Origin of the sequence: Methyloligella halotolerans, from assembly GCF_001708935.1 — a bacterium.
Classification (GTDB): Bacteria; Pseudomonadota; Alphaproteobacteria; order Rhizobiales; family Methyloligellaceae; genus Methyloligella; species Methyloligella halotolerans.
This window is the reverse complement of sequence record NZ_MASI01000005.1, coordinates 161,655-180,085: the sequence shown is the minus strand read 5'-3', so window position 1 is coordinate 180,085 and position 18,431 is coordinate 161,655. Positions and strand designations below refer to the sequence as shown.

18 protein-coding genes and 3 pseudogenes are annotated in these 18,431 nt (G+C 63.3%); 13 read left to right on the top strand and 8 right to left on the bottom strand.

From position 1 onward, the window contains the following. Window positions 1-18: 18 nt before the first annotated feature. On the bottom strand, window positions 19-333 hold the full coding sequence (gene groES, locus A7A08_RS10765; RefSeq protein WP_069095478.1) for a co-chaperone GroES: 315 nt from the start codon (window positions 331-333) through the stop codon (window positions 19-21). Window positions 334-566: 233 nt separating this feature from the next. Between groES and A7A08_RS10760 the strand changes: the two are divergent. Further along, window positions 567-835, top strand: a pseudogene (locus A7A08_RS10760) (usg protein). A 78-nt stretch (window positions 836-913) separates the two neighbouring features. After that, complete coding sequence (locus A7A08_RS10755) at window positions 914-1,435, top strand: DM13 domain-containing protein (protein WP_069095477.1); 522 nt, start codon at window positions 914-916, stop codon at window positions 1,433-1,435. A 101-nt stretch (window positions 1,436-1,536) separates the two neighbouring features. Here the strand turns inward: A7A08_RS10755 and A7A08_RS10750 are convergent, their stop codons facing one another. The 3 genes from A7A08_RS10750 to A7A08_RS10740 all read right to left on the bottom strand — a co-directional run bounded on the left by A7A08_RS10750 (window position 1,537) and on the right by A7A08_RS10740 (window position 3,695). Then, window positions 1,537-2,529 carry a fatty acid desaturase family protein gene (locus tag A7A08_RS10750; RefSeq protein WP_069095476.1) on the bottom strand — a complete coding sequence of 331 codons (993 nt, stop codon included), beginning with the start codon at window positions 2,527-2,529 and terminating at the stop codon, window positions 1,537-1,539. A 322-nt stretch (window positions 2,530-2,851) separates the two neighbouring features. After that, window positions 2,852-3,199, bottom strand: coding sequence for a BA14K family protein (locus tag A7A08_RS10745; RefSeq protein ID WP_245290889.1), 348 nt, complete (start codon window positions 3,197-3,199; stop codon window positions 2,852-2,854). 280 nt (window positions 3,200-3,479) lie between these two features. Further along, window positions 3,480-3,695, bottom strand: a complete 216-nt coding sequence (locus tag A7A08_RS10740) for a cold-shock protein (RefSeq protein WP_069095474.1) — start codon at window positions 3,693-3,695, stop codon at window positions 3,480-3,482. Between the two features lie 399 nt (window positions 3,696-4,094). Here A7A08_RS10740 and A7A08_RS16000 point away from each other — a divergent pair, with 399 nt between their 5' ends. Continuing rightward, on the top strand, window positions 4,095-4,283 hold the full coding sequence (locus A7A08_RS16000) for a hypothetical protein (RefSeq protein WP_141693952.1): 189 nt from the start codon (window positions 4,095-4,097) through the stop codon (window positions 4,281-4,283). 6 nt (window positions 4,284-4,289) lie between these two features. Here A7A08_RS16000 and hemF read toward each other — a convergent pair whose 3' ends face one another. After that, complete coding sequence (gene hemF, locus A7A08_RS10735; RefSeq protein WP_069095473.1) at window positions 4,290-5,210, bottom strand: oxygen-dependent coproporphyrinogen oxidase; 921 nt, start codon at window positions 5,208-5,210, stop codon at window positions 4,290-4,292. 454 nt (window positions 5,211-5,664) lie between these two features. On the opposite strand from hemF, the pseudogene petA reads away from it, so the two are divergent. From petA to A7A08_RS10700, 8 genes and pseudogenes are all read left to right on the top strand, one after another. Then, a pseudogene (petA, locus tag A7A08_RS10730) lies at window positions 5,665-6,239 on the top strand (ubiquinol-cytochrome c reductase iron-sulfur subunit). Between the two features lie 12 nt (window positions 6,240-6,251). After that, the gene (locus tag A7A08_RS10725; protein WP_069095472.1) at window positions 6,252-7,538 is read left to right on the top strand and encodes a cytochrome b; all 1,287 of its coding nucleotides are present in this window, start codon (window positions 6,252-6,254) and stop codon (window positions 7,536-7,538) included. Between the two features lie 8 nt (window positions 7,539-7,546). Beyond that, window positions 7,547-7,840 (top strand): hypothetical protein, encoded by a 294-nt coding sequence (locus A7A08_RS17395; protein ID WP_342586661.1) that lies wholly within the window; start codon window positions 7,547-7,549, stop codon window positions 7,838-7,840. Then, complete coding sequence (locus A7A08_RS10720; RefSeq protein ID WP_342586660.1) at window positions 7,774-8,376, top strand: cytochrome c1; 603 nt, start codon at window positions 7,774-7,776, stop codon at window positions 8,374-8,376. The genes A7A08_RS17395 and A7A08_RS10720 overlap by 67 nt, the downstream gene beginning before the upstream one ends. 261 nt (window positions 8,377-8,637) lie before the next feature. After that, window positions 8,638-9,519, top strand: a complete 882-nt coding sequence (locus A7A08_RS10715; RefSeq protein ID WP_069095471.1) for an S-methyl-5'-thioadenosine phosphorylase — start codon at window positions 8,638-8,640, stop codon at window positions 9,517-9,519. A gap of 154 nt (window positions 9,520-9,673) precedes the next feature. Further along, complete coding sequence (locus A7A08_RS10710; RefSeq protein ID WP_069095470.1) at window positions 9,674-10,225, top strand: adenine phosphoribosyltransferase; 552 nt, start codon at window positions 9,674-9,676, stop codon at window positions 10,223-10,225. 3 nt (window positions 10,226-10,228) lie between these two features. Then, window positions 10,229-11,332, top strand: coding sequence for an S-methyl-5-thioribose-1-phosphate isomerase (gene mtnA / locus A7A08_RS10705; RefSeq protein WP_069095469.1), 1,104 nt, complete (start codon window positions 10,229-10,231; stop codon window positions 11,330-11,332). Window positions 11,333-11,347: 15 nt separating this feature from the next. Beyond that, the gene (locus A7A08_RS10700; protein WP_083226677.1) at window positions 11,348-12,649 is read left to right on the top strand and encodes an MgtC/SapB family protein; all 1,302 of its coding nucleotides are present in this window, start codon (window positions 11,348-11,350) and stop codon (window positions 12,647-12,649) included. A gap of 36 nt (window positions 12,650-12,685) precedes the next feature. On the opposite strand, the gene A7A08_RS16330 is transcribed toward A7A08_RS10700, so the two are convergent. Then, window positions 12,686-12,847 (bottom strand): hypothetical protein, encoded by a 162-nt coding sequence (locus A7A08_RS16330; protein WP_169822995.1) that lies wholly within the window; start codon window positions 12,845-12,847, stop codon window positions 12,686-12,688. Between the two features lie 162 nt (window positions 12,848-13,009). Here A7A08_RS16330 and A7A08_RS10695 point away from each other — a divergent pair. Together A7A08_RS10695 and A7A08_RS10690 are read left to right on the top strand one after the other, a co-directional pair. Continuing rightward, window positions 13,010-15,063: pseudogene (locus A7A08_RS10695) on the top strand (bifunctional aldolase/short-chain dehydrogenase). Window positions 15,064-15,183: 120 nt separating this feature from the next. Next, window positions 15,184-16,476 (top strand): methyl-accepting chemotaxis protein, encoded by a 1,293-nt coding sequence (locus A7A08_RS10690; RefSeq protein WP_169822994.1) that lies wholly within the window; start codon window positions 15,184-15,186, stop codon window positions 16,474-16,476. Between the two features lie 31 nt (window positions 16,477-16,507). Here the strand turns inward: A7A08_RS10690 and ychF are convergent, their stop codons facing one another. Continuing rightward, entirely contained in the window at window positions 16,508-17,605 is a 1,098-nt protein-coding gene (ychF, locus tag A7A08_RS10685; RefSeq protein ID WP_069095466.1) for a redox-regulated ATPase YchF, read from the bottom strand. Window positions 17,606-17,659: 54 nt separating this feature from the next. Continuing rightward, a complete protein-coding gene (gene pth, locus A7A08_RS10680) occupies window positions 17,660-18,370 on the bottom strand; it encodes an aminoacyl-tRNA hydrolase (RefSeq protein ID WP_069095465.1) in 711 nt (236 codons plus the stop codon). Window positions 18,371-18,431: the final 61 nt, after the last annotated feature.

The following is an 18,431-nucleotide window of genomic DNA, read 5'->3' as shown; positions in this document are numbered from 1 at the left end:
GAATGACGCAGCGTGCTGTTACGCGGCCTGCTTTGCCGAAGAGGTGCCCTCGAGGATGCCGAGAATGTCGCTCTCTTTCATGATGAGCAGATCCTCGCCGTCGATCTTGACCTCCGTGCCGGACCATTTGCCGAACAGGATGCGGTCGCCGGCCTTCACCTCAAGAGGCTGGACCTGGCCTTTCTCGTCGCGGGCGCCGGGGCCGACAGCGACGACTTCGCCTTCCTGAGGCTTCTCCTTGGCCGTTTCGGGAATGATAATTCCGCCCTTCGTCTTTTCGCCTTCTTCAAGACGGCGCACGACGACGCGGTCATGCAACGGACGAAACTGCATGGCTTTGTTCTCCTCTAACCAATTATCCCGTTGATCGGGTGCTCGAAATAGCGGCCCGCTCGGCGGCTATTTAGCGACACTTATTAGCACTTTCAATAGGCGAGTGCTAATTTGGTAGCAGCCTTGCGGGTTGGCTGCTACATGCCTGAATTGTCTCAATAAATCCTGGACAGTCTGTGGGCGGAACGATTTAATTTTGAGTCTTACAAGACCAAAGGCAGGGGCTCTATCGAATGACAGACAATGCGCTCGTTTCCCAGCTCGCCGGCTTTTCCCTCACCACCGCCGAAATCCTGTACCGACTGCCCGATCATAACCGCTTGCTGCAGACCTTCATCTGGCAGGAATACGATATGGCGCCGCGCTTCCCGAAGCTGAAGGATTTCCTTTCGTTCTGGGACGAAAACCTCGAGGCCCGCTCTATCGGGTTCGGGTTGCACACAAGCGGCTGATCTCGCCGACGGAGTTCGATTTCGTCGAGGGCGAGCTTCGGTTGCACTAGAGCGCCGCCCTCGCGCCGCTAGCCTTCCCGTCGGCCCCATGCCAGTCTTGGCCGAAGTTGGGCTTGGGGAGACGAAACATGTGGCATTGGCTGAAAGGGCTGGTCGTCGGCATTCTGCTCGGCGGCATTATCGGTTTCGCGGCGGGGCTCTTCGTCTTCCCATATCTGTTTCCGCCGCCTGCCGGCACGGACACGCTGACGGCGGCCGAGTCCGGAGATCTGGTCGCGGAAGGTTCTTTCCTCCACGCCAACCCCCCCGATCCCGTCCATTACGGAAAGGGTAGGGTCAGCGTCTATCCCGGCATTCTCTTTCTGGAGAAGGATTTCGAGGTGGGGCCTGGTCCCGATTTTCACGTCTATCTCGTGCCTAAGGAGAAGGTGCGCAGCGAGGCGGATGTCGAGGACACGATGTATGTGGATCTCGGGCGCTTACGGGCCTTCGAAGGCAGCCAGAAATACGAGATCCCCGCAGGCGTGGACCTCACGAAGTATCCAAGCGTGGTGATCTGGTGCCAGCAATTCTCCGTGCTGATCTCCCCGGCGGATTTGACGTTCGAGAACGACGCCGGCGGCGGGGCAGGGAAGAAGAAGGCGCTTTAGCCAGACTTCGCCTTAGCGGAGCCTCCAGACGCAAAAAGGGCGCCTCGCGGGCGCCCTTTCGTCATCTATGAGCGGGTTTTGGAAACCCGCGGTCGCGAGGCCTAGCCCGGGTTGTGGGCGTTGGGCTCGTCGCCGATCTCTCCGATCGCGTCGGGATGATAGTCGTCGCCGAACTCCCGAATACGCGCCTTTTCGCGCTCCAGTACCGGCCGCAGATCCGTGAACGCCTCCTTGTAGCGGTAGAACGGAATCCGCGGGAAGAGGTGGTGGATCAGGTGGTAGTTCTGGAAGAAATACAGCCAGGTCAGGATCGGCTCCTTCAGCCGGCCCTTGAACAGGAAGATGTTGGTGTCGCGATACCGCTGCTTCGCCACATGGGGCTGATGCGGGATATAGGCGAAGAAGTAGATGATCAGCGCCGAGGCCAGGATGTGCGGGAAAACCCACAGCATGAAAACCTCGCGCCAATAGCCGAAATAGCAGAACGCGATGATCGCGCCGTAATAGATCGCATGCATCACCATTATGTGGATGGCGAGCGGCCGCATGCCCGGGATATGCGGTTTGAAGGCGATGTATTTGAAGAAGTAGTGCTGATACCACGGGACAATCGTGAGGCAGCGGAAAAGCACGTTCCAGAAGCCCTTCACGTCGACCCAATGATCGGGATCGAGGTCCGGGTTGTTGGTCTCGCGATGGTGGGCGAGATGCATATGCCGGAAGGACTTGTACTCGTGCAGCAGGATGGTGCCGCAGACATAGCCCACCAGATGGTTCACCCAGACCATGCGCGAATCCTTGCCGGCGATGTTGCCGTGGCAAGCCTCGTGCAGAGGCGTCTGATCCGCATAGAGGATGAAGGTATTGAAGAGCAGCCCGAGCCAGAGCGGGATGATGCCCATGACCCCAAGGGTCACGACGGTACCGAAGGAGACGGCAATGGCCAGGGCGAGGGCGACGGTCGGCCAGGCGACCATGCCCTGATGAGGCTTGATGAGCTTCAGCGCCTCGCGCTCTGTCTGAGGATCTGGCCGGTCGCGCGGCGCTTCATCGCCCCGCGGGATGCCGTCGACATAATTCACTTCGGTGCTCATTTTCGAGTCCCTTGTCCTCCAAAACCTGGGCATCGGGTGCTACCCACGATCCGGGTGCCGGCCGATGGCGGTTATTCCGCCTTTTGCTGATGCCATTGTGTGGATGCGCCCCGCGCGTGGGGACTGCATCGCAACACGACTCTTTTCTCCAATAATTCTGCGAAACTGCCCGCGCGCGCGCAAGTTTCAAATGCGCTTCTTAAAGACGCGAAATGTCCCAGGAGTAAATGGGCGGTCAATAATGTCCCCAGCTGGCGCGAAAAGGGCCCGCCGGTGACCGGCGAGCCCCAAAAAACCCTAATGATCGGTAAGGTTTAGCGGCTTAGTAGCAGAAATGCGGGCGGCCGTCATAGCCCATATAGTAACCGGTACGCGGGTTGAAGCTGCCGAAGCGGCTCGAGCAGTAGGCGTACCAGTCAGGCGACCAGGCCGGAGGTGCGTAATCGACCGGTCCATAATAGGCCGGACCGCTGTAGTAGGCCGGCGGAGGCGGCGGCGCGGAAGCGGCGGCGCTGCCGATGATGGCGCCGAGCCCCAGGCCGATGGCCCCGGCGGCCAGTGCGTCACCGTTGTTGTTCTTGTAGTTGTATTTGCCCTGGCGGTAGCCGCGCTCGTATCCGCGATCGTAGCTGCGGCCATGGTAGTAGCGATCGCCGGCAGAAGCGGGCACCGTGTAAGAGACCGCCGAAAGCCCGATCAGGCGACGGCCAGAAAAGCGCTCAGTGTCTTCATCTCTCAGATCCTCGTCCGGCGCCCTGTCGATGGGGGAGACGCCGATTCTTCAATGGGATAGCAGCCGCGATTGATTAATGGCGGTTTAAGGCAAAATAGCGCCGCTTAGCTGAACCGCGGATTAACGAAACGTTGGCCGAACGTTCGCGCGCATAAAAAAAGCCGCCGGATGGGATGCACCCGGCGGCTCTTCGGAAAATTCCGGTTCTGCGCTGGCTTTAGCCGAGCTGCAGATTGGCGGCCTGCTTGCCACGGCCGCGGCGGTCGTCCTCGATCTCGAAGGAGACCTTGTCGCCCTCGTTCAGCGGGGGAATGCCCGAACGCTCCAGAGCGGAAGCGTGCACGAACACGTCCTTGCCGCCGTCTTCCGGCGCGATGAAGCCGAAGCCGCGAGAATGATTGAAGAATTTCACGGTGCCATTGACACGGGTCATGTAGGGATCCTTTCCCGTAGAAGTTTACACGAACGGGCCCGTCGCCATTGCCCACGGCAACGTCGCTGGCGTCTTGAAATGTCGGGAAAGGGTCGTGCTCTTTTGGTCAGGCCGATAGTCACTTTGCCGTCGTCCAAGTCCGCGCCCAAATGGTCGTTACGTCACCGTGGGCGCCCGGTAGCAAGGATTCTGCGCTAGGTGCGACAGGTTGGCAAGCGGCAATATCGTGGCCCAATCAAGGCACGGTTAGCGGGTGGTTAACGCCCTTCTTCGCGCAGCCCCTGCCATAAATCTAAACAAGAGATTAACAACTGTCTCAGATTGGGTTCAGCCGCCCCCGCCTAGACCTCCAGGCATGGCTGCGCATGACGCGCGCCAAGCCGGAAGACGGAGGGGATCATGGGACGGGGGAGAGCATGGATCGCGGGGAGCGTCGCCCTCGGATTGCTGCTGATCGCGGGCGCGCTTCTCGTTCAGAATCCGGATTTCGGCGTCTCGCTTCTCAGAGCCGTAAGCGCCAAGCTCCTCGACATTCGTCCGTCACTGCCGGGGGATTTGCCGGTGATGTATGCGGGCGTGCGCGGGTAGGGGGCTTTACGGCCACCTCACCAGCGGTGGCAGGGAGGAGAGGATCGACTCCACGTTGCCGCCGGTCTTCAGGCCGAAGATGGTGCCCCGGTCATAGAGGAGGTTGAACTCCACGTAGCGGCCGCGGCGGATGAGCTGCTCCTCCCGGTCGGCCTCTTCCCAGGGCTTGTCCATGTTGCGGCGGACGATCTCGGCGTAGACATCGTAGAAGGCACGGCCGACGCCTTGGGTGAAGCTGAAATCCTCCTCCCAGTCGCCGGTGTCGAGATAGTCGTAGAAGATGCCGCCGATACCGCGCATCTCGTTCCTGTGAGGCAGGAAGAAATACTCGTCGCACCATTCCTTGAAGCGTGGGTAGTCGCCGGAGGGAGAAGCCTCGCAGGCGCGCTGCATGGCGGCGTGGAAATTCTTGGAATCCGGGTCTTCCTGATTGCGGCGCCGGTCGAGCACGGGGGTCAGGTCGCCGCCGCCGCCGAACCAGCCTTTTGTTGTCACCACCATGCGGGTGTTCATGTGGGCGGTGGGCACGTTGGGGTTCACCGGATGGGCGATGAAGGAGACGCCGGACGCCCAGAAGCGCGGGTCTTCCTCTGCGCCGGGGACATGCTTGGCGAATTCCGGCGAGAAGGTCCCGTGGACGGTGGAGGTGTGGAGACCGATCTTCTCAAAGACCCGTCCGGACATGGTGGACATGACCCCGCCGCCGCCTTCGGCACCGTCGTGATTCTCGCGGGTCCAGGGTTTGCGGGAGAAGGTGCCGGGCTCCTTGCCATCCGTGCCGGGAAGGCCGTCTGCCTCCGCCTCGATCTTCTCCAGGGCCGCGCAGGCCGTGTCCCGGAGCTGGCCGAACCAGGCGTGAGCACGGGTCTTCCGCTCTTCCAGCTCTGCCTCGGCTGCAGGCCCCGTTGCGCTATGTTGCTCAATCATAAGCCATCCTCCCAGCTCGACCGTATGGCGGCTGCATCGCGCCACCTACGCCCTTGGTTTCCTGCCAGCCTATACCCCGATTGGGGTGCGTCGAGATGCGCCAATTTGACCGTTTCGTGAAGGTGGACAACGGCAATCCAGCAATGCGAGAAACAGGGCGAGATGAGATGCTCCGAAGCATATGCGCGGGGCAACGGGACGTTCGACGTGTCAGGCTTCGCGGTTATTGCCTAATTTCGCGTCACTCCCGGAAGTGAATTGGGGAGCTTACGTGGCGGATCGCGACCGATACGATGGCCAGGGCCTCAGAGGCCCGGCAATCGATTCGTGGCGTTGCGTCCAGTTCCCGCGGCGGCAGGGGATACTTCGGCAGTTTACGGCCCGCCCTTTTCGAACCGACGCCAACTTTCCCGACTTCGCTAGGTCTTCCTTCTAAGGTGCCATGTCACACTCGATGACCGACGACACTGACGACGACGTTTCCCGCCGCGACGTTATCCTGATCGCCGCGGGCGGATTTGCAGCGGTGGGCGGCGCGGCTGCCTGTGGCCGCTGGTCGACCAGATGAACCCCGACGCCTCGGCTCAGGCCCTGGCCAGCATCGAGGTGGATCTTGCGCCCGTCGAGGTGGGGCAGGCGATCACCGTGATGTGGCGCGGCAAGCCGATCTTCATCCGTCACCGGACGGACAAGGAGATCGAAGAGGCCAAGGAGGTCCCGATGAGCGAGCTGCGGGACCAGGATGCGCGCAACCCGAACGTGGATGCGAATGCGCCGGCCACCGACGCCAACCGCACCGCGGAGGGCAAGGAGCCATGGCTCATCATGATCGGCATCTGCACGCATCTGGGCTGCATTCCGAAGGGCCAGGCGCCCGGCGACAACAAGGGCGAGTATGGCGGGTGGTTCTGCCCCTGCCACGGCTCGCAATACGATACGGCGGGACGGATCCGCAAAGGCCCTGCGCCTGAGAATTTGTGGATCCCGCCTTACGAATTCACGTCCGACACCAAAATCAAGATAGGCTAACCCGTGAGCGCTATGGGGCACGCTTCGACATACGAGCCGAAGACGAAGCTAGGTATGTGGTTCGACGAGCGGCTGCCGGTCGCGCGGATGATGCACGGCCAGTTCGTCGAATATCCGACACCGCGCAACCTGAACTACTGGTGGACCTTCGGCGGCATCCTCGTCGTCTGCCTGGCCATCCAGATCGTCACGGGCATCGTGCTCGCGATGCACTACATTGCGTCGCCGGACGAGGCGTTTAACAGCGTCGAGTTCATCATGCGCGATGTGAACTGGGGCTGGTTCCTCCGCTACACTCACGCGGTCGGCGCCTCCATGTTCTTCGTCGCCGTCTACATCCACACCTTCCGCGGTCTCTACTACGGCTCCTACAAGGCGCCTCGCGAGATCCTCTGGATGCTCGGCGTGCTGATCCTGCTGCTCATGATCATCACCGCCTTCATGGGCTACTCGCTGCCCTGGGGCCAGATGAGCTTCTGGGCGGTGACCGTGATCACCAACCTGTTCTCCTCGCTCGACATGGTGGTGCCGGGGCTCGGCACCTCGCTGGTGCAGTGGATCTGGGGCGGTTATTCGGTGGGCGGCCCGACGCTGACGCGTCTGTTCGCGCTGCACTACCTGCTGCCCTTCGTCATCGCCGGCGTCGTGATGCTGCATATCTGGGCGCTGCATATGCCCGGCAACAACAATCCCACGGGGATCGATGTGAAGACCCGGGGCGACACGGTGCCGTTCCATCCCTACTACACGATCAAGGACGGCTTCGCGCTTGTGGTGTTCCTGCTGGTGTTCTTCGCCATCGTGTTCTACGCGCCGAACTGGCTGGGGCATCCGGACAACTACGTTCCGGCCGATCCGCTGCAGACGCCGCCCCATATCGTGCCCGAATGGTACTTCCTGCCGTTCTACGCGATCCTGCGGGCGATCCCGAACAAGCTGCTCGGCGTCATCGCCCTGTTCGGCGCCATCGCGATCCTGTTCTTCGTGCCGTGGCTGGACCGTTCCAAGGTGCGCTCGACGAGCTATCGCCCAATCTTCCGCTGGTTCTTCTGGCTGTTCGTGCTCGACTGCCTGATGCTGGGCTATCTCGGGGCACAGATGCCCGAAGGTATCTATCTGATCCTGTCGCAGCTCGGCACGCTCTACTATTTCGGCTTCTTCCTGCTGATCATGCCGCTCGTGGGCATCTTCGAGACGCCGCGACCGCGCCCCGGCAGCATCACCGAATCCGTGCTCGGCCGACCCTTGCCGCCCGATCGGACCGCAAATCCTGCAGCCCGTCCGGAGGTGGTGAAATGAAGTACGTGATGGGTAACGATAAGCGCATCTGGCGGGCCGTCTCGCTGGGTGCCATCGCAGGCGTCGCAGGTCTCATGGCGCTCGGCGCGGCCATCGCGCCGGGCCTTGCCTCCGAGGGTGAGACCGAGATGAAGCATGTGGACTGGTCGTTCTCCGGCCCGTTCGGCATGTACGACCGGCCGCAGCTCCAGCGCGGCTATCAGTCTACAAGACGGTCTGCGCCAACTGCCACTCCATGGATCTCGTCTCGTTCCGCAATCTGGGCGAGCCGGGCGGTCCTCAGTTCTCGGAAGCCGCGGTGAAGGCGCTGGCCGAAAGCGCGCAGGTGACCGACGGGCCGAACGACAAGGGCGAGATGTTCAAGCGTCCCGGCCGGCCTTCGGACCGGTTCCCGGCACCGTTCCCGAACGAGGAAGCGGCCCGGGCCGCCAATGGCGGCTCCCATCCGCCGGATCTCTCGGTGATCGCGAAAGCGCGCGAGGGCGGACCCGACTATATTTACTCCGTGCTGACCGGCTACAAGGATAAGCCGGGCGATATGGAGATGGCGCCGGGCATGCACTACAACACGGCCTTCCCGGGCCATCAGATCGCCATGCCGCCGCCGCTCGCCGATGGGGTCGTGCCCTATACGGACGATACGGAGCAGACGGTCGACAACTACGCCAAGGATGTCTCCGCATTCCTGATGTGGACGGCCGAGCCCAAGCTTGAGCAGCGTCACATGCTGGGCCACCGGGTGATCATCTTCCTGTTCGTTTTCGCCATCATCATGTTCCTGGCGAAGAAGGCGGTCTGGAAGCGCGTGAACAAGGACCATCCGCCGACCGAGGCTTAGAGGCTCGGCTTCTCCAAAAGCACATCTTCGCGCCGTCATGCCGAGGTGCCCGCGTAGCGTGCCTCGAAGGCATGCCGGCGCCACGCCTCTTTCGACGCACGCCTTCGACATGCATCCCGGATCAAGTCCGGGACAGGCTCTGAGGATGACGTGGGTCGGTGTCGTACTCCCGGCACTGGCCGTCCTTTTCCCCCTCTCGCCAGCCAGTCCAAGCCTCGCTAGTGTACGTTCAACAACGACACGAAGCGGCAGGGGCCATTCATGACAAAAGCGGTGCTGGGGATTATCGGCGGGTCGGGGATCTACGACCTCCCGGGGCTGGAGAATGTGCGCGAGGAGCGGATCGAGAGCCCGTGGGGCGAACCGTCCGGCGTCCTGCGCATCGGTGAGATCGCCGGCCTCCCCATCGTCTTCCTCTCCCGCCACGACAAAGGCCATCGCCTCTCGCCCTCGGACATCAACTACCGCGCCAATATCGATGTGCTGAAGCGGGCCGGGGTCACGGACCTGATCTCCCTGTCGGCCTGCGGATCCTACAAGGAGGAGCTGCCGCCCGGCACCTTCGTGCTCGTCGACCAGTTCGTCGACCGGACCTATAACCGGCCGTCCTCCTTCTTCGGCAAGGGCTGCGTGGCTCATGTCTCCATGGCTCATCCGGTCTCGCCCCGGTTGCGCATTCATCTTGCGGAGGCGGCGCGCGCGGAGGACATCGAGGCCGTGCGCGACGGCACCTATGTCTGCATGGAGGGGCCGCAGTTCTCCACGCTTGCCGAGAGCCTGACCTATAAGGCGCTCGGCTATTCGGTGATCGGCATGACCAACATGCCCGAGGCCAAGCTCGCCCGGGAAGCTGAGATCTGCTACGCGACCGTCGCCATGGTGACGGATTTCGATTGCTGGCATCCGGACCATGACGCGGTGACCGTGCAGGACATCATCAAAGTGTTGACTGAGAATGCGGAGAAGGCAGCACGGCTCGTTGGCCGGCTAGCGAAGGACTTCCCACGCGAGCATGAGGCGTGTCCGATCGGCTCGGACAAGGCGCTGGACACCGCGATCATTACGGCGCCGGAGGCGCGCGATCCGGAGCTTCTGAAGAAGCTCGATGCGGTGGCGGGGCGGGTGCTAGGCCAGGGCACCTAAATTCGGCATGTCTCGAATTTGGCATGCCTTGATACGGCATGTCTTCCCATTCGGCCCGATCCGCAATTGACGGATGAGCTTGGTGTGCTTTTCCTAATGCAATCGTCGCGTGTCGACTCTTGCAGACCTTGCCGACCCCAGGAGAGAATGCCCCGTGTCCATTGCCGCCGATGTTGATGTCGATTTGAAGAGCCTCGTCCGGACGATCCCGGATTATCCCAAGCCCGGCATCATGTTCCGGGACATCACCACATTGATTGGCGATGCGTCGGGTTTGCGCAGCGCTGTTGAGCGGCTCGTGGAACCCTATCGCGATTCCAATATCCAGGCCGTTGCAGGGATCGAGGCGCGAGGCTTTATCCTGGGCGGCGCCGTGGCGGAGAAGCTCAATTGCGGGTTCATTCCGATCCGCAAGAAGGGGAAGCTCCCCTATACGGCAATCGGCCAGGATTACGAGCTGGAATACGGCATCGACGTCATCGAGATCCATGAGGATGCGCTGGCTGCCGGCGAGCGGGTGCTGCTGATCGACGATCTGATCGCCACGGGCGGCACGGCGGAGGCGGCCGCCAAGCTGCTTCGCAAGCTGGACGCCAATTTGGTCGGCGCCGCCTTCGTGATCGATCTGCCGGATCTCGGCGGCTGCGCGCGTCTTGCTAGCCTGGGCGTCAAATGCCACACGCTGATCGCCTTCGAAGGGGATTGATCCATGAATATCGACGGTAAACCCTACCGCTCCATCTGGCTCAACGACGACGGCTGGTCGGTCTCCATCATCGATCAGACCAAGCTCCCGTTTGCCTTCGAGATCGCGGAACTCAGGAGCCTCGAAGATGCGGCCCGGGCCATCAAAACCATGCAGGTGCGCGGCGCGCCGCTGATCGGCGCCACGGCCGCGTATGGGCTGGCGCTGGGCCTGCGCGACGATCAGTCGGATAATTGGATCGACGATGCAGCCGAGATCCTGAACGCCACGCGCCCGACGGCGGTGAACCTGAAATGGGCGCTCGACCGGATGAAGGAGGCGCTCCAGAACCAGCCGCGCGAAAGCCGCGTCGCGACAGCCTATGAGACGGCCAAGGAGATTTCCGACGAGGATGTCGAGGTCTGCCGGAAGATCGGCGAGCACGGGCTCGGGCTCATCAAGGCCCATGCGGCGCGCAAGAAGGGTGAGCCGGTCCAGATCCTTACCCATTGCAATGCCGGTTGGCTGGCGACGGTCGATTGGGGTACGGCGCTGGCGCCGATCTACATGGCTCATGACGAGGGCATTCCCGTCCATGTCTGGGTGGACGAGACGCGGCCGCGCAATCAGGGCGCCTATCTGACAGCCTACGAGCTCGGCGCCCATGGCGTGCCCCACACCCTGATCGCGGACAATGTGGGCGGGCACCTGATGCAGCACGGCAAGGTGGATCTGTGCATCGTGGGCACGGACCGGACCACGGCGGGTGGCGACGTCGCCAACAAGATCGGCACTTATCTGAAGGCGCTCGCGGCGAAGGATAACGACGTGCCGTTCTTCGTGGCGCTGCCGACCTCGACGATCGATTGGAAGCTCCAGAGCGGCGCCGATATCCCTATCGAGGAGCGGGGCGGCGAAGAGGTCAAATACGTCACCGGCAAGCTGCCGGACGGCACGGTCGCACGGGTGGAGATCGCGCCGGACGGGACGGATGCGGCGAATTTCGCGTTCGACGTGACCCCGCGGAAGATGGTCACGGGCTTCATCACCGATCGCGGCGTGGCGCCCGCGACGCCTGACGGACTCCTGCGGCTTTATCCCGAGCGCATGAAGAAGGACGCCGCCTAGCCGCCGGAGGAGCAGATGCCTTGGGAAGGGATGGAACGGCCGGAGCTTCTCGAGGCGGCGATCAATTTCGCGATCGCAATCCTGCTCGGCGCGCTTGTGGGCCTCGAACGCGAGAAGCGCAAAGGGGCGGAAGACGAAGGCACCGACCTCATCGCAGGCTTACGGACCTTCACCCTGTTCTCGATGCTCGGCGCCCTGGCCGGCTGGGTCGCAGTCGAGCGTGACATCCCCTTTCTTCTGCCGGCGGGGCTGCTGCTGGTCGGCGCCTTCGTTCTCGTGGGGTACTCCATCACCGCGCGGGCGTCGGACGATACCGGGCTCACGACGGAGATGGCGACGCTGATCGTGTTCATGCTGGGCGCCATGGTGATGCTCGGCTTTCGGGAGCTCGCCGTCGCCCTGGGCATCGTCACGGCGACAGTGCTCGCCTATAAGCGGCCGCTGCACGGCTTCGTGGCGAAGCTCGGCTGGGACGACGTGTTCGCCGGCCTGCGGCTCCTGATCGCCAGCTTTATCGCCTTGCCGCTTCTGCCTGACCGCACGGTCGATCCGTGGGGCGCGTTGAATCCCTATATGCTCTGGCTGCTGGTGATCCTGATCGCGGGGCTTTCTCTGGTTGGCTATGTAGCGACGCGACTCTTAGGGGCAGGGCGGGGCATCCCGCTCACGGGCATCACGGGCGGGCTGGTCTCGTCCACCGCCGTCACCTTCTCTTTCGCCAAGGAAGGTGCCGAGTATCCGAAGCTCACCAAGCTGTTGGCATGCGGGATCCTGCTGTCCTGGGTCGTGATGTGCGTGCGCATCCTGGTCGAGGTTGCCGTTGTGAACCGCGACCTGCTGATCCCGCTTCTGATGCCCCTGGGCGCCATGGCCGCGATCTCCACTGGTTTCGCGGGTTACCTCTATTTCCGCGAGCAGGCGCGCGATCACGACGGGGCGAAGGATCGCGACCTGGAATTGAAGAACCCGTTCAGCCTCTGGTCGGCGGCGAAGTTTGCCATGATCTTCGCCGTTGTTCTGCTGGCGGTGAAGATCGTGCAGCAGGAGTTCTCGGAGCAGGGACTTTACGTGGTGGCGGCGATCGCTGGGACCACGGACGTGGACGCGATCACCCTCTCCATGGCCGAGTACGCCAAGAGCGACGGCGCCGTGGGCACGGCGGTGATCGCCATCGTGATCGGCGCGCTGAGCAACACCTTCGTGAAGGCCGCGCTTGTGGTCGGTATCGCCGGCCTCGGCCTCGGCCGGCCGATCCTCATCGCGGCCGGAGCGCTGACAGTGGCCGGCTTGGGCGCGGCTTTATTCGCGCCGACCTAGGCCGATCCTCTCGCGATAGGCGCAGGCGTTTCAGGATCAGCGCTTCAGAAGCCAAGTGCCGAGTAGGCCGAGGAACACCACGATCAGGAAGATGAGGAACACGACGACGGCGAAGGCGCCGACGATGCCCTTGATGGTGCCCCAGAACCCGAACGTCGCAACCATGATTGCGAGAAGAAGAATCAGAATAACCGGCATGGGTCCGTCGCCTTTGTTGCCTTCAAGTCCCCGGGTGAAGGGAATCGGAGACTAGCCCGGTTAGGCGCCTTTTGGAATGGCCGGAAGCGGTCGATCAGTGGCTGCGCGGCCAGGTGTTCCAGGCGCTTGCCGGTTCCGGCGAAGTCTGTAAGAAGTCGCGCTATGGAAAGCCAGTGGAACGATCGCGACGCGGAAGAGATGGTCGACGCCTATGGGCGTGACGGTGTGGCCGAGGATATCGCCTTGCGGGTCTATACGACCCGGCTCCTGGGGCGGGATCCTCTGCTGGTGCTGCATGGCGGCGGCAACACGTCAGTGAAGACGCAGGCCACGGACGATCTCGGCCAGGAGCACGAGGTCCTCTGCGTCAAAGGCTCTGGCGCCGACATGGCGGATATCGAGCCCTGGGGGCTGCCGGCGGTGAAGCTGGAGCCGCTGCGCCGGATGCGCTCGCGGGAGTCGTTGTCGGACGAAGCGATGGTGAATGTTCAGCGGCTCAATCTGCTGAATGCTTCGGCGCCGAACCCGTCGGTCGAGACGCTGCTACATGCCTTCCTGCCCCACAAATTCGTGGACCACACCCATTCGGCTGCGGTGCTGTCCATCGTGGACCAGCCGGACGGCGAGGCGCTGGCGGACGAGATCTATGACGGGCGCATGGGAATCGTTCCCTATATCGCGCCGGCTTCGGCCTCGCCAAGGCGGCGGCGGATGTCTATGACGCCAACCCGGATGTTGAGGGGCTGATTCTCCACAAGCATGGGATCTTCACCTTCGGGGAGAGCGCCCGAGAGGCTTACGAGCGGATGATCGAGATGGTCTCCCTCGCCGAGAGCCGGCTGCGCCAAGGGCGGCCAACCGTTTTCCAGCCTCGGGCGCTGCCCAATGGACTGGCGTCGCCTTCGGATGTCGCGCCGATCCTCCGAGGCGCGTGCGCTCTTCCGGCCGAGAAACCGGGCGGGGCGCCGACGCGCTTCATCCTCGACTTCCGGACCAGCGCGGAGATCCTCGACTATGTGAACGGCGAGGCGCTGGCCGAGTACAGCCAGCGGGGCGTGGTGACGCCGGACCACATCATCCGCACCAAGAACACGCCGATGATCGTGCCGGCGCCCGAAGCCGGCGATCTGGATGGCTTTACCGAGAAGGTGAAGGCCGCGGTCGCCAAGTTCGCGAGCGCTTACGACGCTTATTTCGAGCGCGAGAATGCGCGGGTCGGTAACACGAAGACCAAACTCGATGCCGCGCCGCGCGTCATTCTGGTGCCGGGGCTGGGGCTGTTCGGCGTTGGGAGCTCGGCAAAGGCCGCCGCGCAGGCGGGCGATCTCGCCGAGAATAGCGTACATGTCATCACCCGCGCCGAGGCCATCGGGCGCTATGAGCCCTTGCCGGAGAGCGATCGCTTCGAGCTAGAATATTGGAGCCTGGAGCAGGCCAAGCTAAAGGGGCAGGTGGCCAAACCGCTGACAGGCCAGATCGCGGTGGTCACCGGCGGTGGCGGCGCCATCGGGCGCGCGACCGCCAAGGCGCTGGCGGGAGACGGGGCGGCGGTGGCCGTGCTCGATCGGGATGCGGAGGCAGCGGAGACCGTCGCCCGCGAGATCGGCGGTTTCGGGATCGGCTGCGATGTGACGCGCGGAGCGGATGTCGAAGCTGCGTTTGCCAAAATCTGCGAACGGTTCGGGGGCGTCGATATTCTGGTGTCGAATGCCGGAGCGGCCTGGCAGGGACGTATCGGCGAGGTTTCCGAGGAGACCTTGCGGAATAGCTTCGAGCTCAACTTCTTTGCCCATCAGCGGGTGGCTCAGGCGGCCGTGCGCATCATGGGCAAGCAGAAGACCGGCGGGGCGCTGCTCTTCAACATCTCCAAGCAGGCGGTCAATCCGGGCCCGAATTTCGGTCCCTACGGTCTGCCCAAGGCGGCGACCATGATGTTGATGCGGCAATACGCGGTGGATTACGGCGCCGAGGGCATCCGCTCCAACGGGGTGAATGCCGACCGGATCCGGAGCGGGCTCCTCACCAATGAGATGATTGCCGCCAGATCCAAGGCGCGCGGTCTCTCCGAAGCCGACTATATGGGCGGCAATCTGCTGGGCTCGGAAGTTCTGGCCAACGATGTCGCGCAGGCGTTTTTGGCTCTGGCCAAGGCGCGCTCCACCACCGGTCATATCGAAGTGGTGGATGGCGGAAATATCGCAGCCGCCCTGCGGTAGGGTCCGCGCGGCGATGGGTCCCGCCCACCGTGCAAGAGAGTCTTAACCACAATCGGCGATCCTCATGCGATGGGGGTTCAGGCAAAGGCCGGTCCGGGCGTTCGAGCGGCCGGAGCCGGCATGATGCGTGAGACCCTGCCGCTGGAACACCGGATGGATGGGTTTTCGATGGGACTTCGCCTGCAGCTCTCTCTTGCCTTGATGATCGCAGCGCTCGGCGGAGCCGCCCTCAGCTCGGCCTTCCAGTCGTTCCTGCCGGAGCTGTCCACGGCCATGCTGTGGGGCGCCATCGTGGCCGCCGCGCTGGCGGCGATCGCGGGCTATCTCATGGGGCGGACCTATTCGCGGGCCCTTCGCGATCTGCAGCGGGTCATCGCGCGATTCACCAAGTGGGATATGGACGGCGAGCTGCCCCATATGGGGCGGAACGACGAGATCGGCGATCTCAGCCGCAAGCTGGCGGACTTCCAGGACGATGCCACGGAATGGAGCGAGCGCCATCAGCATGAGATCGATTCCCAATGGGAAGGCCGTCTCTCGTCACAGCGCCGGACGGAGCAGCTGATCGAGGAGTTTCGGTCGTCCATCGCCGGCATTCTCGGCGTCTTCGCCGATAGCGCCCACAAGATGGATGAGACGGCGCATAGCCTCGCCAATCTCGCTTCCGGCAGCAACGAACGGGTTTCTGCCGTGGCATCGGCCTCGAACGAGGCGTCTTCGAACGTGCAGACCGTGGCTGCGACGACCGAAGAACTTGCCGTCTCCGTGGGGGAGATCGGCACGCGGGTCTCGACGGCGAGCAAGATCGTCAGCGAGGTCACGGGCAATGCCAGGGCGGCCAACGAGAAGGTCGCCGGCCTTGCCGCCGCGGCCAGCCGTATCGGCGACGTGGTCAACCTGATCCAGGACGTTGCGGCGCAGACGAACCTACTGGCGCTGAATGCGACCATCGAGGCGGCGCGGGCCGGAGAGGCCGGGCGCGGCTTCGCGGTCGTGGCCAACGAGGTGAAAACGTTGGCCGATCAGACGGCGAAGGCGACGGACGATATCCGTCAGCAGATCGGCGCGATCCAGCTTTCGACCCAGGCTGCGGTAGAGTCCATGGAAGGCATCGTGGTCTCCATGAGCGAGGTCAACAGCCATACCCAGGAAATCGCGTCCGCCGTGCATCAGCAATCGGCGGCGACGTCGGAGATCTCGCACAGTGTGCGCGAGGCGGCGCGGGGCACCGAAGAGGTGGCCGGCCACATGCCGAACGTGACCCATGCGGTGGACGAGACGAGCGAGTCCGCATCGCGGGTGCTGCAGGTCTCGCAAGACCTCAACCGCCAGGCGGACGTGCTGCGGGAGACCGTAGAGACGTTCCTGCGCCAGGTTGCGCAAGGCGACGAGCCCATGAAGCGGGCGAGCTAAAGCTCCGGAATCTTGAGGATTTCCGTGCGGTCTAATTCGCGAAGCGGAAGTGCAGGACGTCGCCGTCCTTGACCACGTATTCCTTGCCTTCCAGGCGCAGCTTGCCGGCATCCTTGGCGCCGTTCTCGCCACCCAGCCCGACGAAATCTTCGTAGCCGATGGTCTCGGCGCGAATGAAGCCCTTCTCGAAATCCGTATGGATCACGCCGGCGGCCTGGGGCGCGCGGGTGCCCTTGGGGACGGTCCAGGCGCGGGCTTCCTTCGGCCCGGCGGTGAAGTAGGTGATGAGACCCAGAAGATCGTAGCCCTCGCGGATCAGCCGGTTCAGTCCCGGCTCCTCGAGACCCAGCTCGGCGAGATAGGCGCGCCGCTCTTCCGGCTCCAACTCGGCGAGCTCGGACTCGATCTTGGCAGAAATCACCACGACGCCTGCGCCCTCTTTCGCGGCCCGCTCCTCGACCAGCTTGGAATACGCGTTGCCGGTGCTGGCCGAGCCTTCCTCGACATTGCAGACATAAAGCACGGGCTTGGCGGTCAGGAGATTGAGGGCCTTGAAAGCGGTAGCGTCCTCTTCGGAGACATCGGCGAGGCGGGCGGGCTTGCCGTCGCGCAGCAGCTGGAGGGCGCGCTCGACAAGCTCCAGGGTCTTCTTGGCTTCTTTGTCCTGGCCGCGGATCTTCTTCTCCAGATTCGGAATGCGGCCTTCGAGGCTTTCCAGGTCGGCGAGCATCAGCTCGGTCTCCACGGTCTCCGCGTCGGCGAGGGGATCGACCTTGCCCTCGACATGGATGACGTCGTCATCCTCGAAGCAGCGGAGCACGTAGGCGATGGCGTCTACCTCGCGGATATGGGCGAGGAACTGGTTCCCGAGGCCTTCGCCCTTGGACGCGCCTTTCACCAGGCCGGCGATGTCCACGAAGGTCAGGCGGGTGGCGATGGTGTTGGCCGAGTGCGAGATCGACGCGAGCTTCTCCAGACGCGGATCCGGCACCGGTACCTCGCCCACGTTCGGCTCGATGGTGCAGAACGGATAGTTCGCGGCGGCCGCGGATGCCGTCTCGGTCAGGGCGTTGAAGAGGGTCGATTTGCCGACATTGGGCAAGCCGACGATGCCGCATTTGAATCCCATGAATATCCTCGTTACGGCATTCGGCTCCAGGCCGGAAGCGCCGGATCGGTGCGATCAGTCCTTATCCAGCCAAGCCTTGAGCTTGGCCCCGAGAGAGGTCTCGGTCTTGTCTTGCGTGGGTGGCGCGGAAGACGGCTTCGGCGTCGCCGGTTTGGCTGCCTTCTCCGGCTTCGCGGGCGCTTCGTCGGCGGGCGAGTTGCCGTTCTTCCAATGGGCCACCGCGGTCTGGAACTTGTCGTAGGCGCCTTCGACCAGGAAAGGCGCTGCGTCGGCTATGGCGGCCAGCTCGTCCACCAGCCAGCCATGATCGGCCTTGGCGAAATCGCCCATCACATGGCCGTGGACCCGCTCCTTGGAGCCCGGGTGGCCGATGCCGATGCGAACCCGCACATAGTCGTTGCCGATATGGGAGGTGATCGACTTCAGGCCGTTATGGCCGGCCACGCCGCCGCCGGTCTTCACCCGGACCTTTTCCGGCGCGAGGTCGAGCTCGTCGTGGAAGACGATGACGTCGGAGACCGGGATCTTGAAGAAGCGGACCGCTTCGCCGACGGCGCGGCCCGACTCGTTCATGTAGGTCTCAGGCTTGAGCAGGAGGATCTTCTCGCCGTCCAGCTCTCCCTCGGCCGTATAGCCGTGGAAGCGCTTCCGCCAGGCGGCGAAATTTTCGGCTCCATGGATAGCGTCGACCGCCATGAACCCGACATTGTGCCGGTTGAAGGCGTATTGCGCCCCTGGATTGCCGAGACCGACGAGAAGCTTCATGCGGCACCCGAACGCTGTTCGGCGTCGCGGTGGACCCGCAGACGCTATTCCTTGGCTTCGT

Bases quoted from the DNA above. Each gene is read 5' to 3' on its own strand.
- groES (WP_069095478.1), bottom strand. From the start codon at position 333: ATGCAGTTTCGTCCGTTGCATGACCGCGTCGTCGTGCGCCGTCTTGAA.
- A7A08_RS10755 (WP_069095477.1), top strand. From the start codon at position 914: ATGTGGCATTGGCTGAAAGGGCTGGTCGTCGGCATTCTGCTCGGCGGC.
- A7A08_RS10750 (WP_069095476.1), bottom strand. From the start codon at position 2,529: ATGAGCACCGAAGTGAATTATGTCGACGGCATCCCGCGGGGCGATGAA.
- A7A08_RS10740 (WP_069095474.1), bottom strand. From the start codon at position 3,695: ATGACCCGTGTCAATGGCACCGTGAAATTCTTCAATCATTCTCGCGGC.
- A7A08_RS16000 (WP_141693952.1), top strand. From the start codon at position 4,095: ATGGGACGGGGGAGAGCATGGATCGCGGGGAGCGTCGCCCTCGGATTG.
- hemF (WP_069095473.1), bottom strand. From the start codon at position 5,210: ATGATTGAGCAACATAGCGCAACGGGGCCTGCAGCCGAGGCAGAGCTG.
- A7A08_RS10725 (WP_069095472.1), top strand. From the start codon at position 6,252: ATGGGGCACGCTTCGACATACGAGCCGAAGACGAAGCTAGGTATGTGG.
- A7A08_RS17395 (WP_342586661.1), top strand. From the start codon at position 7,547: ATGGGTAACGATAAGCGCATCTGGCGGGCCGTCTCGCTGGGTGCCATC.
- A7A08_RS10720 (WP_342586660.1), top strand. From the start codon at position 7,774: ATGGATCTCGTCTCGTTCCGCAATCTGGGCGAGCCGGGCGGTCCTCAG.
- A7A08_RS10715 (WP_069095471.1), top strand. From the start codon at position 8,638: ATGACAAAAGCGGTGCTGGGGATTATCGGCGGGTCGGGGATCTACGAC.
- mtnA (WP_069095469.1), top strand. From the start codon at position 10,229: ATGAATATCGACGGTAAACCCTACCGCTCCATCTGGCTCAACGACGAC.
- A7A08_RS10700 (WP_083226677.1), top strand. From the start codon at position 11,348: ATGCCTTGGGAAGGGATGGAACGGCCGGAGCTTCTCGAGGCGGCGATC.
- A7A08_RS16330 (WP_169822995.1), bottom strand. From the start codon at position 12,847: ATGCCGGTTATTCTGATTCTTCTTCTCGCAATCATGGTTGCGACGTTC.
- A7A08_RS10690 (WP_169822994.1), top strand. From the start codon at position 15,184: ATGATGCGTGAGACCCTGCCGCTGGAACACCGGATGGATGGGTTTTCG.
- ychF (WP_069095466.1), bottom strand. From the start codon at position 17,605: ATGGGATTCAAATGCGGCATCGTCGGCTTGCCCAATGTCGGCAAATCG.
- pth (WP_069095465.1), bottom strand. From the start codon at position 18,370: ATGAAGCTTCTCGTCGGTCTCGGCAATCCAGGGGCGCAATACGCCTTC.